We start from the raw sequence: 14,207 nt of genomic DNA on the forward strand, positions 1-14,207 counted from the left end.
CCAGATGGATGGCCGTCGCCGCAACCCGTACGAGCTGACCGACGAGACACCGGTGTACGTGATCTCGGTGGCGGCCCAGCTGTCCGGCCTGCACCCGCAGACCCTGCGCCAGTACGACCGCCTCGGCCTGGTCTCGCCCGACCGCACGGCCGGGCGCGGCCGGCGCTACTCGGCCCGCGACATCGAGCTCCTGCGCACGGTGCAGGAGCTGTCGCAGACCGAGGGCATCAACCTGGCGGGCATCAAGCGCATCATCGAGCTGGAGAACCAGGTCGCGGCGCTCCAGTCCCGGGTGGCGGAGCTGTCCGCCGCCGTGGAGGGGGCCGCCGCCGCCATCCAGCAGCGTGAGGCGGCGGTGCACGCCTCGTACCGCCGCGACCTGGTCCCGTACCAGGAGGTGCAGCAGACCAGCGCGCTGGTGGTGTGGCGGCCGAAGAGACCGCAGGACTGAGGAACAGCGTCCGAAGGGGCCCCGGAGTCACCGACTCCGGGGCCCCTTCCGCCGTGCGGGGCGGGGCCGGAGCCCGCGGGCGGGGCGCGCTCCCCGGGCGAGGGTGCGGCCCCGGATGACGGAGGATGGCCCCATGACCGAGATCCGTACCCCCCGCCTCCTCCTGCGCCGCTGGCTCCCCGACGACGACCTGGGGCCGCTCGCCGAGATCCAGGGCGACCCGGCCGTGATGCGCCTCGTCGGCGACGGCGCGCCGCGCTCCCTCGACGAGAGCGCCGAGGACATCGAGCGCTGGGAGGAGGAGTGGGACGACGAGGGCTTCGGGCTGTTCGCCGTCGAGCTCCTCGGCTCGGGCGAGCTGGCGGGCGCGGTCGGGCTCTTCGTGCCGGACGCCCCGGCGCGCGTGGCCGGGCACATCGGCATCCAGTGGCGGCTCGCCCGCCAGTTCTGGGGTCAGGGATACGCCTCGGAGGCGGCCCAGGCGACCCTGGAGTTCGCCCTCCAGGACCGCGGCATCGACCGCGTCGTGGCCGCCGCCGCCCCCGACGACGCGTCCTCGATGAAGGTTCTCCACAAGCTGGGGATGACGCCGACGGGTGAGGACGGCGGGCTGCGGCTCTACGCGATCGACCTCACCGAGTTCGAGGGATAGCCCCGGCGGGCGGGGCGGCGCTGCGGGCCGGGCCGGTGAGGAACCTGTGAACGTGGGACCGATGTCCAGTATTCGCCCCTTGGGGGGACTTCCGACTTCATGTGGGGAAGTAACGGACGCGGTTTCATTGCGTTATTGGTTCACCTCTTGACGACGCATGGGGGGCCGAGTTGGCTTCGAGCCACCTCGGTCGCACCGTCGCGGCCACGTCAGGGAGGTATCCGTCATGAACACGCGAATGCGATGCGCCACGAAGGCGGGCGCCGCATCCGTCCTGCTGGTATCGCTCACGGCCTGCGGTGGTCTGCTGCCCGGGGGGAGCAGCGGCAGCGGTGAACCCGTGCGCAAGGGCAACGATGTCACGATAGGTCTGCTGCTGCCGGAGAAGGAGACCGCCCGGTACGAGAAGTTCGACCGGCCGATCATCGAGCAGCAGGTTTCCGAACTCACGGACCGCAAGGGCAAGTTCGTATACGCCAACGCGGACCAGGACCCCGACCTCCAGAGCCGCCAGCTTCAGAAGATGATCGACGAGAAGGTCGACACGATCATCGTCGACGCCGTGGACGCGCACACGATCGCCGCATCGGTGAAGAAGGCGAAGGACGCGGGCATCCACGTCATCGCCTACGACCGTCTCGCCGAGGGCCCGGTCGACGCGTACGTCGGCTTCGACAACGACCTCGTCGGCCAGACCCAGGGCAAGGAGCTCGTCGCCGCGATCGGCACGGACAAGGGCAAGCGGGCCCAGGTCGTGATGATCAACGGCTCGCCGACCGACCCGAACGCCGCCGCCTACAAGAAGAGCGCGCGCGCCGAGATGGAGAGCACGGTCACGGTCGCGAAGTCGTACGACACCGTGGCCTGGAAGCCGCAGAACGCCAAGGCCAACATGGAGCAGGCCATCGCCGCGCTCGGCGCCGGGAACATCGCGGGCGTCTACTCGGCGAACGACGGCATGGCCGCCGGGGTGATCGCGGCGCTGAAGCAGGCCGGCGTCACCAAGATGCCGCCCATCACCGGCCAGGACGCCGAACTCGCCGCCGTGCGCCGCATCCTCACCGGCGACCAGTACATGAGCGTCTACAAGCCCTACCCCGACGAGGCCGCGACCGCCGCCGAGATGGCGGTCCGCGTCGCGCAGGGCCGTGACATCGAGTTCGAGTCGCTGGCCACCAGCCGCACCGACAGCCCGACCACCCAGCAGATCCACACGGCGAGCATCAGCGTCGTCGCGCTGAAGCGGTCCAACATCAAGCAGACGGTGGTCAAGGACAAGATCTACACCGTCAAGCAGATCTGCTCGGGCGAGTACGCGGCCGCCTGCGCCGAGGCCGGGCTGAAGTAGCGGTCCGGGCGCGGCCGGGGATTCAGGACTCCTGGTCCAGGATCCCCGACCGGCCGATGAGATAGCCGAGCTGGGCCCTGCTGTCGCTGCCGAGGGTGGTCGCCAGCTTGGCGATGTGGACCCGCACGGTGCGGATGTTCACCCCGAGGCGCTCGGCGATGACCGCGTCGGTGTGGCCCTCGGTGAGCAGCGCGGCGATCGTGCGCTGCCGGGTGGTGACACTGCCCGGCGACGGCTCCTCGCCCAGGTCCAGCGGGAACATGGGGGTCGCCAGCCGCCACAGCCGCTCGAAGGTGGTGGCCAGATAGCTGATCAGCGCCGGGTGCCGGATCTCCAGGGCGACCGTGCGGTCCGGGTTCGCGGGGATGAACGCCACGGTCCGGTCGAGCATGACGAGCCGCTCGGTCACCTCGTCGAGGGTGCGGACCTGGACGTCCCCGGTCAGTTCCTCGTAGTGCGCGAGGACGGCCGGCGAGTGCCGCGAGGTGTGCTGGTACAGCGTGCGCATCCGGCCGCCCCGGCTGAGGAGTTCCTGCTCGCGCGGGAGCGAACCGGCGAGGAGGGACGCGGGCCGCGCCGGGCCCGGCTGGATGGTCAGCAGCTCGCTGCACGACTCGGCGGTGGCCTCCGCGATCGCCTCGTTGATCCGCCGCAGCCCGAGCAGCACGCTGATCAGCGGCGCGTTCGGCACCGCGGCGCGCTCCGCGTCCAGCGCCATCAGCGACGCGAACGTGTCGGCGAGCCGCGCCTCCTGGCTGCGCCGCTGCACGATGTCCTGCTCGATCGCCTTGAGCAGGCCCGGCAGCGCGATCGCGGGCGGCACGGGGCGCAGCCACTGGGGGTCCTCGGCGTCCGGGTGGAGCAGCCCGTACGCCTCCAGGCACGGGGTGGGGGCGGTGTCCTGCCGCAGCACACGGCCTTCGCGCAGGGTGTGCGTGTACAGGCTCATTCCGGCCTCGCACAGTTCGCCGACGCCGTGGGGGTGGCCCTGCGCGGTCACGAATGACTCTCTCTGTTCGGTTCGGGTGTCGCGGAGTCGAGCAGGCCCGAGCGGGCGATGAGGTAGCCGAGCTGCGCCCGGCTGCCGCTGCCCAGGGCCGCCGCCAGCTTGGCGATGTGCGCCCGGCAGGTACGGACGTTCATCCCGAGGCGGCGGGCGATGGCCTCGTCGACATGGCCGTCGACCAGGAGCTTGGCGATCGAGCGCTGCACCCCGGTGATGCCGTCGGTGGGCGGCGCGTACGGCGCCTCCTCCAGCAGGGGCACCGCCCGCCCCCACAACTGCTCGAAGACGGTGGTCAGATACTCGACCAGGCCGGGATGGCGCAGCTCCAGGGCGACCTCGGTGTCGCCGCGGGTGGGGATGAAGGCCACGGTGCGGTCGAAGATCATCAGGCGCTCGATGAGCTCTTCCAGCGTGCGGATCTCGACGTTCCCGCGCGCCATGTGCTCGGCGTAGACCAGCGTCCCCTGGCTGTGCCGGGCCGTGTGCTGGTAGAGGGTGCGCATGGTGATGCCGCGCGCGATGACGTCCTGGCCGCGCTCCAGGGCCTCGGTGAGCGAGGTCTCGCTGCGGCCGCCGCCCGGCTGGACCGTGAGTATCTCGGACGAGCACTCCGCGATGGCCAGCTCGATGGCCGAGTTGATGCGGTTGATGCCTTCGAGCACGGTGATCGCGTGGGTCGTCGCCGGATCCTGTGCGCTGATCGCCATGAAAGGTTCGAAATAGTTGGTGAGGTCGACGGCGAGGCTCCTGCGCTCCTGTATCTCGCGCTCGATGGGGTGCAGTCGCTGCGCCAGCGCCGCCGCGGGCGGCACCGGGCGCAGCCAGTTGGCGTCGTCCGGATCCGGGTGGAGCAGGGCGAAGTCCAGCAGACATGGAGCGGGCACCACTTCGGTGCGCGCGATACGCCCGGCGTGCAGGGCATGGGCGTACAACCGCCGGCCCTCGTCACACAATTCGGCCGCAGCATGGGGATGTGTCCCATGTGGCTGTTTTGGTATCACTTGCTCACCCCCCAGGGTCCTGAACGTGCAGGAACATGATGCATCGATCCTGTGGTGTTTGCGTGGCCGAATGAGCCATCGTCTTGGGGAGCCGGGGGAAGAGTAGCCATGGAAGTGAGGACGAAGCCCACTATGCGCAAGGAAATGCTTCGCTCGATACTGGTGGGTGCCTTCTCCGCCGGGCTGGCCTTCGGCGCTGCCGGCGCCCTGGATCTGTCGTGGAGTTCGGCGCCCGCCGGTTCGGGTACTTCGGGGTCGCGGGCCGTGGCTCCCCCGGACCTGTCCTGGAGTTCGGCCCCGGCCGGCGCGGTCGCGCGGCCCGCGGACCTGTCCTGGAGCAGGGCGTCCGCCGGCCCGGCGGTCCGGCCCGCGGACCTGTCGTGGAGTTCGGCGCCGGCCGACGCCGCGGCGGCCCTGCTCGTGGACCTGTCGTGGAGCAAGGGCCCCGCCGCCGGCTCGGTGGTGCGCCCCGCTGACCTGTCCTGGAGCAAGGCACCCGCCGGCGGGAGCACGACGGCCCGGCAGGCCGTGGTCCCCCCGGACCTCTCCTGGAGCACCGCCCCCGTGGACGGTGCTGCATGATCACGCCACCGGACGACAGAACCCTGCGCCGGGAGATGGCGATCGCCTACCGCTCCGGTTGGCACACCATCGACCTCGTGACGGCGATCCCGAACGCCGGTGACTCCCTCATGGTCACCCTGTTCGGCGAACCGATCGTCGTGGTGCGGGAGGACGACGACGACATCCGGGCCTTCCGGTGTCTGCGTCGGCCGCGCGGCGCCCCACAGCCGGTGCGGTCCGTCGTCCGGTACGGAATGATTTTCGTCAATCTCGACCAGCGGGACCATCAACTGGTCGGCGAGGCAGGACCCGAGGCCTCGCAGGCGCCCCGAGAGGCGTCCCCCCGCACAGCCACCCCCCGCAGTGCCTGACGCGATGCCCCCGTCGTTGTAGATCGCGCAGGTGCTTCCCCCCGGCAGCGGCGCCACCGTGGACCTGAAACACGGTGGCGCCGCTGCTGTTTTACGTGTCCGTCCGCGGTTACCCGGTGACCTGTGTGCCCGTGGGTCGTGCGTCGGAGTCGAAGACGGCGTTGCCCGTCGCGCGGGTCACCGCGATCTCGATGACCACCCGGTCCGGATTCGGCCGCGGTGTCCTGTAGCGCTCGGCGTACCGGCGCTCGGCATCGGCCACGCTGTCCGGATCCGTGCGCACCGTGGCCCGCCCCTCCAGCGTGACCCAGCGCCGCCCGTCCACCTGGCAGACCGCGACCGGCCCCGGCCCGTCGAGCAGGTGCGCCGCCTTGCGGGTCGTCCTGCCGGTGATCACCCGGGCCACCCGCGTCCCGGCGTCGTAGGTCACCCCGACCGGGACGACGTGCGGGGTCCCGTCGCGGCGCAGGGTCGTCAGGGTGCACAGATGCCGTTCCCGCCAGAAGCTGAGAAAGGCGTCGGGCGGATGGTCGAGGTCGATCCGTTGGGCCATGTCCGGGAACTTACCTCCCGCCGCCAAGGTTGAGTGGAATAGACTCAACTTTATCTCCGTTGAGAGAGTCAGAGTCATCACCGTCATCACGGTCGGTCACCTCATCGGGGCCGCCGGTCACATCGGGTACAGGAGGAGAACAGGCACGTGGACGCCGAGCTGACGAACCGGAGCCGCGACGCGATCAACGCGGCGAGCAGCCGGGCCGTGTCCGGGGGACACCCGGATCTGACCCCGGCACATCTGCTGCTTGCCCTGCTGGAGGGGCAGGACAACGAGAACATCGTCGATCTGCTGGCCGCCGTCGACGCGGACCAGGCGCGGATCAGGGCGGGTGCCGAGCGCGTCCTGGCGTCCCTGCCCAGTGTGACCGGGTCGACCGTCCCGCCGCCGCAGCCCAGCCGCGACCTGCTCGCGGTCATCGCGGACGCGAACGAGCGGGCCAGGGAGCTGGGCGACGAGTACCTCTCCACCGAGCACCTGCTGATCGCCCTCGCCGCCAAGGGCGGCGCCGCCGGCGAGGTGCTGACCGAGAATGGAGCCAGTGCGAAGAAGCTGGCCGAGGCGTTCGCGAAGAGCAGGGGAGGGCGCCGGGTGACCACACCCGACCCCGAAGGGTCCTACAAGGCACTGGAGAAGTTCGGCACGGACTTCACGGCCGCCGCCCGCGAGGGCAAGCTCGACCCCGTCATCGGGCGCGACCAGGAGATCCGCCGGGTCGTCCAGGTGCTGTCCCGCCGCACCAAGAACAACCCGGTGCTCATCGGCGAGCCCGGCGTCGGCAAGACCGCCGTCGTCGAGGGCCTGGCCCAGCGCATCGTGAAGGGCGACGTCCCGGAGTCCCTGAAGGACAAGCGGCTCGTCTCCCTCGACCTCGGCGCGATGGTCGCCGGCGCGAAGTACCGCGGCGAGTTCGAGGAGCGGCTGAAGACCGTCCTCTCCGAGATCAAGGAGAGCGACGGCCAGGTCATCACGTTCATCGACGAGCTGCACACCGTCGTGGGCGCGGGCGCGGGCGGCGACTCCGCCATGGACGCGGGCAACATGCTGAAGCCGATGCTCGCCCGCGGTGAGCTGCGCATGGTCGGCGCCACGACGCTCGACGAGTACCGCGAGCGCATCGAGAAGGACCCGGCGCTGGAGCGCCGCTTCCAGCAGGTGCTGGTCGCCGAGCCGTCCGTCGAGGACTCCATCGCGATCCTGCGCGGGCTCAAGGGCCGCTACGAGGCGCACCACAAGGTGCAGATCGCGGACAGCGCCCTGGTGGCCGCCGCGACGCTCTCCGACCGGTACATCACCTCCCGCTTCCTGCCCGACAAGGCCATCGACCTCGTCGACGAGGCCGCGTCCCGGCTGCGCATGGAGATCGACTCGTCCCCGGTCGAGATCGACGAGCTCCAGCGCGCCGTCGACCGGCTGAAGATGGAGGAGCTGGCGATCGGCAAGGAGACCGATCCGGCCAGCCGGCAGCGGCTGGAGAAGCTGCGCCGCGACCTCGCCGACAAGGAGGAGGAGCTGCGCGGACTCACCGCCCGCTGGGAGAAGGAGAAGCAGTCCCTCAACCGCGTCGGTGAGCTGAAGGAGAAGCTCGACGAGCTGCGCGGCCAGGCCGAGCGGGCCCAGCGCGACGGCGACTTCGACACCGCCAGCAAGCTGCTGTACGGCGAGATCCCCACCCTGGAGCGCGACCTGGAGGAAGCCTCCGAGGCCGAGGAGGAGGTCGCCCGGGACACCATGGTGAAGGAGGAGGTCGGCTCCGACGACATCGCGGACGTCGTCGCCTCCTGGACCGGCATCCCCGCCGGACGCCTCCTGGAGGGCGAGACGCAGAAGCTGCTGCGCATGGAGGACGAGCTGGGCAAGCGCCTCATCGGCCAGTCCGAGGCCGTCCGCGCCGTGTCCGACGCCGTCCGCCGCACCCGCGCGGGCATCGCCGACCCGGACCGCCCCACCGGCTCCTTCCTCTTCCTCGGCCCCACGGGCGTGGGCAAGACGGAGCTGGCCAAGGCGCTCGCCGACTTCCTCTTCGACGACGAGCGGGCCATGATCCGCATCGACATGAGCGAGTACGGCGAGAAGCACAGCGTCGCCCGGCTCGTCGGAGCCCCGCCCGGCTACGTCGGCTACGAGGAGGGCGGCCAGCTCACGGAGGCGGTGCGCAGGCGCCCGTACTCGGTCGTGCTGCTCGACGAGGTCGAGAAGGCGCACCCGGAGGTCTTCGACATCCTGCTCCAGGTGCTCGACGACGGCCGGCTCACCGACGGGCAGGGCCGCACGGTCGACTTCCGCAACACGATCCTGGTCCTCACGTCGAACCTGGGCAGCCAGTTCCTGATCGACCCGATGTCCTCGGCGGACGAGAAGAAGCAGCAGGTCCTCGAAGTCGTCCGGGCCTCCTTCAAGCCGGAGTTCCTGAACCGGCTCGACGACCTGGTCGTCTTCTCCGCCCTGGAGAAGGACGAGCTGCGCCGCATCGCGGCCCTCCAGCTCGACCGCCTCGCCAAGCGCCTCGCGGACCGCCGCCTGACGCTCGACGTCAGCGACGCCGCGCTGACCTGGCTCGCGGACGAGGGCAACGACCCGGCGTACGGCGCCCGGCCGCTGCGCCGCCTGGTCCAGACGGCCATCGGCGACCGGCTCGCCAAGGAGATCCTGTCCGGCGAGATCACGGACGGCGACACGGTCCGGGTGGACGTGTTCGAGAACGGGCTGATCGTGGGGCCCGAGGCCACGGCCGGGACCGGAAGGCCGTAGCGGGCCGCGTCGGTCCCCGGTGTCGCGCAGCCGGAAGCGAACACCGGGGACCGACGCGGTGCCGGGCTTGCCCCCGGGGGGCCCTTCTGGGAGAGGATGGCCGCATCCATACGAAGGGAACAAGCGCGTGAGCATCGACCCGTCCTCGATTCCGAATTTCGGGGGACAGCCCCAGCCGCAGCAGGGGGCGGGACCGGCGGGCCCCGTCATTCCCGACCAGGACCTGGTCAAGCAGCTGCTCGACCAGATGGAGCTCAAGCACGTCATCGACGACGAGGGCGACCTCGCCGCGCCGTGGGAGGAGTTCCGCACCTACTTCATGTTCCGCGGCGAGGGGGACCAGCAGGTCTTCTCGGTGCGGACGTTCTACGACCGGCCGCACGGCATCGAGGCCAAGCCGCAGCTCCTGGAGTCCATCGACGACTGGAACCGGCGCACCCTGTGGCCGAAGGTCTACAGCCACACCCACGACGACGGCACGGTCCGTCTCATCGGTGAGGCCCAGATGCTGATCGGCACCGGAGTCTCCCTGGAGCACTTCGTGTCGTCGACCGTCAGCTGGGTGCGCGCCGCGATCGAGTTCGACCGCTGGCTGATCGAGGAGCTCGGCCTGGAGGCCGACGTCGACTCGGCCGTGGACGACGAGAAGCCCGGCGACGACACCGAGTAGGCACCACCCCGGCTACAGCGGCCTGTGGGCGTGGACCAGCAGGTACGTTCCGTACGCCACCGAGAGCCCGGCCAGCGCACCCACCACCAGGAGGGCCTGCGCGGGCCGGGTTCTCGCCGTTCTGGCCAGCGCGCACGCCACCGGCAGCAGCAGCGGGAACGCGGGCAGCAGGAAGCGCGGCTTCGACTCGAAGAACCCCGAGCCGCACACCGCGATGGACAGGAGCACACCGCTGTGGACGAGCAGCGGCAGCGGCGCCCGGTCCAGGACCAGCAGCGCGAACAGCAGGACGCCCACCGCCACGATCAGCAGCGCCACCGGGAACACGAAGGCGTCCCCGCGCAGCAGCATCCGCTTCACGAACCGGGCCGACCCGGCCCCCAGGTCGAACGTCGACCCCCACGCCCGCTGCACCGCGAAGTACCCGCCGAGGAGATCGCCCTGGCGCCGTCCCACCCACAGGACGTACGCGGCCCAGCCGGCCGGGGCGAGCAGCGCGCCCGCCCACAGCCCGGGGGGAACACGGCCGCGCCGCCGGAACAGTTCGCAGGCGGCGGTCGCCAGCACGGCGGCGGCCACCGCGAAGCCGTTCGGCCGGGCGAGGCCCGCCAGCGCGGCCAGCGCGCCCGCCCAGAGCCAGCGGCCGGTCAGCAGCGCGTACAGCGCCCACGCGGCCAGCGCCGTGAGCACCGGTTCCGTGTACCCCATGGACAGCACCACCGAGTGCGGCAGCACCCCCCACAGCACGACGAGCAGCGCGGCCACCGCCGGGCCGTGCAGCCGCAGCCCGATGCGGTGGATGCCGAGCGCGGCGGCGGCCGTCGCCGCCCAGGCGATCAGCAGGCCGCAGGTGCTCGCGCCGATCATCGGCAGCGCGGTGTGCGCGGCGCGGATCAGCGCCGGGTACAGCGGGAAGAAGGCGAGGTCCTGGTAGAGGAGGCCCGGGGCCGGGTGCAGGGTCCGGGCGCCGTAGCCGTGGGTGGCGATACTGACGTACCAGAGCGAGTCCCAGGAGCGGCCGAGCAGCGCCCAGGGCCGGTCGCCGGCGAGGGCGAGCGCCGCGATCCCGGCCAGCCGGGCGGCGGCGAACAGGCCGAGGGCGCTAAGCGCGGGGGAGGCCGTCGTGGCTGAGGGGGCGTCATGGACGACGATGCTGCTCGACTCGGTCACATCCGAACCCTGCGGTGCGGGCGGCGCCCCCGCGAGCGGTGCTGCGCCGACCGGGTCCGCCGCCCCTACCGGGCCTTCAGGCGGCCCACGGCCTCCGTCAGGACGCTCTCCCGCTTGCAGAACGCGAACCGGACGAACGGCGCCCCGGCCTCCCGGTCGTCGTAGAACACGGCGTTGGGCACCGCGACGACCCCGCACCGCTCGGGCAGCGCCCGGCAGAACGCGAACCCGTCGGTGAACCCGAGCGGCCGGATGTCGGTCGTCACGAAGTACGTGCCCTGCGGCCGGAACACGCCGAACCCGGCGTCGGAGAGCCCCGCGACGAGCAGGTCCCGCTTGGCCGTCATGTCGGCGCGCAGGTCCGAGAAGTAGGAGTCGGGAAGGGCGAGCGCCTCGGCGACCGCGTACTGGAACGGTCCCGCCGAGACGTACGTGAGGAACTGCTTGGCCGAGCGGACGGCCGTCACCAGCTCCGGCGACGACGTCACCCATCCGACCTTCCACCCGGTGAACGAGAACGTCTTGCCGGCCGACCCGATCGTCACCGTCCGCTCGCGCATCCCCGGCAGCGTCGCAAGCGGGACGTGCTCGGCGTCGCCGTACGTCAGGTGCTCGTACACCTCGTCGGTGACGACGAGCAGGTCCCGCTCGACGGCCAGTTCGGCGACGGCGGTCAGCTCGGCGCGGGTGAGGACGGTGCCGGTCGGGTTGTGCGGGGTGTTGATGAGCAGCAGCCGGGTGCGCGGGGTGACGGCGGCGCGCAGCTCGTCGAGGTCGAGGCGGAAGGCGCCGTCGTGCGGGCGCAGGGTGACCGGGACGCGGGTGCCGCCCGCCAGCGCGATGCTCGCCGCGTACGAGTCGTAGTACGGCTCCAGGGCGATCACCTCGTCCCCGGGCTCGACCAGGGCGAGCAGCGACGCCGCGATGGCCTCGGTCGCGCCGGCGGTCACCAGCACCTCGCGGTCGGGGTCCGCCTCCAGGCCGTACCGCCGCTTCTGGTGCGCCGCGATCGCGGCCCGCAGCTCGGGGACGCCGGGCCCCGGCGGGTACTGGTTCCCGCGCCCGTCCCGCAGCGCCCGCACCGCGGCCTCGCGCACCTGCTCGGGCCCGTCGGTGTCGGGAAAGCCCTGCCCGAGGTTGAGGGCGCCGGTGGAGACGGCCAGCGCGGACATCTCCGCGAAGATCGTGGTCCCGAACTCGGCGAGGCGGCGGTTGAGGAGGGGGCGGCTGCGGGAGGTCATGCCCGTCATCCTGCGCCGGATGCCGGGGCTTCATCAACTCGCGGGGGCGGTCCGTCCGGTTGCGGCTCCCCCGGGTGCGGGCGGCGCCGGGCCCGGCGCGCGACGGCGAGGTTGTTGCGCCAGATCACCGTGCTGGGATGGGCGTCGCCCAGGACCCGCTCGGCCTGCGCCAGCGTGGTCTCGTACAGCGGGATGGCCCGGTCGAGGTCGCCCGCGACATGGTAGGCGTGGGCGAGGTTGTTGCGGCTGGTGAGGGTGTTGGGGTGGGTGTGGCCCACGGCCTGTTCGGACTGGGCGAGGGTGGCCTCGAACAGCGGGATGGCCCGGTCGAGGTCGCCGGCGGCCTGGTAGGCGCAGGCGAGGTTGTTGCGGCTGCTGAGGGTGTTGACGTGGGTGTCGCCGAGGACCCGCACGCGCTGTTCGAGGGTGGCCTCGAACAGCGGGATGGCCCGGTCCCGCTCGCCCGCCGACTCGTAGGCCCTGGCCAGGTTGTTGCGCGTGGTGAGGGTGTCGGGGTGGGTGTCGCCCAGGACGTGCACGCGCTGGGCGAGGCTGGTCTCGAACAGCGGGATGGCCAGCTCGGGCCGGCCCGCCGTGCGGTAGGCGACGCCGAGGTTGTTGCGGTTGTTCAGGGTGTCGGGATGCGTGTCGCCGAGGACCTGCTCGCACTGGGCGAGCGTGCTCTCGAACAGGGGGACGGCGAGGTCCAGGCGGCCCGCCGCCCAGTAGGCGACGCCGAGGTTGATCCGCCCGTTCAGCGTCGCGGGGTGGGTGTCGCCCAGGGCCCGCTCCCGCTCGGCGAGGACGGCCGTGCGCAGCGCGACGCTGTGCGCGTCCCGCCCCTGGCGGTACAGGTACTGCGACGCGGCGTCGTACACGTCCGCGAGCGCGGGCGAGGACGGGTGGTGGGCCGGCGTGGACTCCAGCAGCGCCGTGATGTGCGGCAGCAGCTGTTCCCACGGCGGGGGTTCGGGGCCGTCCTCGGCCGCCGCCAGCCGGACGAGCAGCTCGGCGCTCGCGCGGCCGGGCGGAGGATCCGTGCCGGGGCCGCCGCGATGGCGCAGGACCGTCTGCACCAGGCGGTGCACGGCGACGCTCCGCCGGTCGGCGCCGAACGCCACCATGTTGTAGGCGTGCAGCGCGCCCAGGGCCTCGCCGAGCGCGAGGGGATCGGGGAACAGCGGGGCGAACAGCGAGCGGGGGATGTCGTCGGGGGCCAGCCAGGCCATCGCGGTCAGGAGCCCGACCGCGCGGGGATCGCGCCGCTCGACCGCGGTGAGGGTGTGCTTCCAGATGCGCGCGACGGTGCGTTCCGGGTCGACGCCGCCGGGGGCCCGGTCGATGACGTGGCCCAGCAGGGCCCGGTAGTCGCTCACCGCGGTGCCGGTCTCGTGGAGATAGGCGCCCGCCTGCTCCAGCGCCAGCGGCAGGTGGCCCAGTTCGGCGGCGAGGGCCCGTGCCTCCCGGCGCTGCGCGGCGTCGGGGAGGCGGCCGGGTCCGAAGGCGAGGGTGCACAGCAGGGTCTCGGCGGCGTCCGCGTCGAGCAGGCCCAGGGCCATGGTGGGGGCGACGGAGTGCCAGCCGGTCCCGACCCGGCTGGTGGCCAGGTGGTGCCCGTCGGGCAGGGCGCCGAGGTAGTGGCGCAGCTGGGCGGGGTCCTCCACGTTGTCGAAGACCAGCAGCCAGCCGGGGTGCCACTGCAACCACAGCAGCGCCCACGCGGCCCGTTCCGCGGGGTCCGTGGCCGCCGCCAGGTGGGGGCACAGGTGCAGGGCGAGGTCGGCCAGGCCGCTGACGATCTGCTCGACGTCGCTGGCGGTGATCCACCACACCAGCGTGTAGTCCTGCCGGTGGCGGTGGGCGTAGTGCAGGGCGAGGGTGCTCTTGCCGATGCCGCCGAGGCCGTGGATCGCCCGCGTCCCGGACAGCTGCGTGACGGCGGCCTCGCCGGAGCCGGTCAGCAGGCGCCGCACCTTGTCGAGCTCGCGCTCCCGCCCCACGAACACCCCGCTCGCCGAGCCGGGAAGGTTCCCGGCGCCGGCCGGCGCCCCGGTCTCCCGCGCCCAGCGCACCGCCTCCGCCGGCACCACCACCAGCCGCGCGCCGTCGCCGGTGACCGCCACCCCGATGTCGCCCCCCGCGGCGATGGCGCGCGGCCCCTGGGCCCGCGCGCCGCCCTCCTCAGCCATCAGGCATCCGCCCGCCCGTCACCGCCGCCCCGTACTGCCACGCCCGCTCCTCCACGCGCACCGGCTCGGCACTCATGCGCTCCCCCGCCCCCCCGCTCCCCCGCTCCCCGTTCCCCCGCTCCCCCGATGCCTCGCGGTCCCGGGGGACCAAGCCTAGGACCTCCGGTCCGGCGCGCGCCCGTGGTTGCGCAACTCGCGGACCGGGAAGGCCGGGGAGCCGGAGGAGCAGTCGGCGGG

13 protein-coding genes are annotated in these 14,207 nt (G+C 72.3%); 7 read left to right on the top strand and 6 right to left on the bottom strand.

Features of this window, described 5'->3' with window-relative positions; all coding sequences use genetic code 11:
- Positions 1-4 precede the first annotated feature (4 nt).
- The 3 genes from ACIP5K_RS12795 (at position 5) to ACIP5K_RS12805 (ending at position 2,451) form a co-directional block, all read left to right on the top strand.
- Positions 5-451 carry a heat shock protein transcriptional repressor HspR gene (locus ACIP5K_RS12795; RefSeq protein WP_401408423.1) on the top strand — a complete coding sequence of 149 codons (447 nt, stop codon included), beginning with the start codon at positions 5-7 and terminating at the stop codon, positions 449-451.
- A gap of 133 nt (positions 452-584) precedes the next feature.
- Positions 585-1,103, top strand: coding sequence for a GNAT family N-acetyltransferase (locus tag ACIP5K_RS12800; protein ID WP_401408425.1), 519 nt, complete (start codon positions 585-587; stop codon positions 1,101-1,103).
- Positions 1,104-1,329: 226 nt separating this feature from the next.
- Entirely contained in the window at positions 1,330-2,451 is a 1,122-nt protein-coding gene (locus ACIP5K_RS12805) for a substrate-binding domain-containing protein (protein WP_401408427.1), read from the top strand.
- A gap of 22 nt (positions 2,452-2,473) precedes the next feature.
- Here the strand turns inward: ACIP5K_RS12805 and ACIP5K_RS12810 are convergent, their stop codons facing one another.
- On the bottom strand, positions 2,474-3,451 hold the full coding sequence (locus ACIP5K_RS12810; protein ID WP_401408429.1) for a LuxR C-terminal-related transcriptional regulator: 978 nt from the start codon (positions 3,449-3,451) through the stop codon (positions 2,474-2,476).
- Complete coding sequence (locus ACIP5K_RS12815) at positions 3,448-4,458, bottom strand: helix-turn-helix transcriptional regulator (protein ID WP_401408431.1); 1,011 nt, start codon at positions 4,456-4,458, stop codon at positions 3,448-3,450. The genes ACIP5K_RS12810 and ACIP5K_RS12815 overlap by 4 nt, the downstream gene beginning before the upstream one ends.
- A 144-nt stretch (positions 4,459-4,602) precedes the next feature.
- Between ACIP5K_RS12815 and ACIP5K_RS12820 the strand changes: the two genes are divergently transcribed.
- Both ACIP5K_RS12820 and ACIP5K_RS12825 read left to right on the top strand, forming a co-directional pair.
- Positions 4,603-5,040, top strand: a complete 438-nt coding sequence (locus ACIP5K_RS12820) for a hypothetical protein (RefSeq protein WP_401408433.1) — start codon at positions 4,603-4,605, stop codon at positions 5,038-5,040.
- Positions 5,037-5,393 (top strand): hypothetical protein, encoded by a 357-nt coding sequence (locus tag ACIP5K_RS12825; protein WP_401408435.1) that lies wholly within the window; start codon positions 5,037-5,039, stop codon positions 5,391-5,393. Before ACIP5K_RS12820 ends, ACIP5K_RS12825 begins: the two co-directional genes overlap by 4 nt.
- Before the next feature lie 109 nt (positions 5,394-5,502).
- Here ACIP5K_RS12825 and ACIP5K_RS12830 read toward each other — a convergent pair whose 3' ends face one another.
- Positions 5,503-5,946 (bottom strand): pyridoxamine 5'-phosphate oxidase family protein, encoded by a 444-nt coding sequence (locus ACIP5K_RS12830; protein WP_401408436.1) that lies wholly within the window; start codon positions 5,944-5,946, stop codon positions 5,503-5,505.
- 147 nt (positions 5,947-6,093) lie between these two features.
- Between ACIP5K_RS12830 and clpB the strand changes: the two genes are divergently transcribed.
- Entirely contained in the window at positions 6,094-8,700 is a 2,607-nt protein-coding gene (gene clpB / locus ACIP5K_RS12835) for an ATP-dependent chaperone ClpB (RefSeq protein WP_401408437.1), read from the top strand.
- Between the two features lie 127 nt (positions 8,701-8,827).
- A complete protein-coding gene (locus tag ACIP5K_RS12840) occupies positions 8,828-9,370 on the top strand; it encodes a YbjN domain-containing protein (protein WP_401408439.1) in 543 nt (180 codons plus the stop codon).
- A 12-nt stretch (positions 9,371-9,382) separates the two neighbouring features.
- Here ACIP5K_RS12840 and ACIP5K_RS12845 read toward each other — a convergent pair whose 3' ends face one another.
- From ACIP5K_RS12845 to ACIP5K_RS12855, 3 genes are all read right to left on the bottom strand, one after another.
- Positions 9,383-10,540 (bottom strand): hypothetical protein, encoded by a 1,158-nt coding sequence (locus ACIP5K_RS12845; RefSeq protein ID WP_401408441.1) that lies wholly within the window; start codon positions 10,538-10,540, stop codon positions 9,383-9,385.
- Positions 10,541-10,605: 65 nt separating this feature from the next.
- The gene (locus ACIP5K_RS12850; RefSeq protein ID WP_401408443.1) at positions 10,606-11,790 is read right to left on the bottom strand and encodes a pyridoxal phosphate-dependent aminotransferase; all 1,185 of its coding nucleotides are present in this window, start codon (positions 11,788-11,790) and stop codon (positions 10,606-10,608) included.
- Positions 11,787-13,970 carry a tetratricopeptide repeat protein gene (locus ACIP5K_RS12855; protein WP_401408445.1) on the bottom strand — a complete coding sequence of 728 codons (2,184 nt, stop codon included), beginning with the start codon at positions 13,968-13,970 and terminating at the stop codon, positions 11,787-11,789. Before ACIP5K_RS12855 ends, ACIP5K_RS12850 begins: the two co-directional genes overlap by 4 nt.
- Positions 13,971-14,207 lie beyond the last annotated feature (237 nt).

The organism is Streptomyces sp. NPDC088785 (assembly GCF_044750685.1).
GTDB lineage: Bacteria > Actinomycetota > Actinomycetes > Streptomycetales > Streptomycetaceae > Streptomyces.

Excerpts from the sequence above, each read along its gene's own strand:
- ACIP5K_RS12795 (WP_401408423.1), top strand. The coding sequence starts at position 5 with ATGGATGGCCGTCGCCGCAACCCGTACGAGCTGACCGACGAGACACCG.
- ACIP5K_RS12800 (WP_401408425.1), top strand. The coding sequence starts at position 585 with ATGACCGAGATCCGTACCCCCCGCCTCCTCCTGCGCCGCTGGCTCCCC.
- ACIP5K_RS12805 (WP_401408427.1), top strand. The coding sequence starts at position 1,330 with ATGAACACGCGAATGCGATGCGCCACGAAGGCGGGCGCCGCATCCGTC.
- ACIP5K_RS12820 (WP_401408433.1), top strand. The coding sequence starts at position 4,603 with ATGCTTCGCTCGATACTGGTGGGTGCCTTCTCCGCCGGGCTGGCCTTC.
- ACIP5K_RS12825 (WP_401408435.1), top strand. The coding sequence starts at position 5,037 with ATGATCACGCCACCGGACGACAGAACCCTGCGCCGGGAGATGGCGATC.
- ACIP5K_RS12830 (WP_401408436.1), bottom strand. The coding sequence starts at position 5,946 with ATGGCCCAACGGATCGACCTCGACCATCCGCCCGACGCCTTTCTCAGC.
- ACIP5K_RS12850 (WP_401408443.1), bottom strand. The coding sequence starts at position 11,790 with ATGACGGGCATGACCTCCCGCAGCCGCCCCCTCCTCAACCGCCGCCTC.
- ACIP5K_RS12855 (WP_401408445.1), bottom strand. The coding sequence starts at position 13,970 with ATGGCTGAGGAGGGCGGCGCGCGGGCCCAGGGGCCGCGCGCCATCGCC.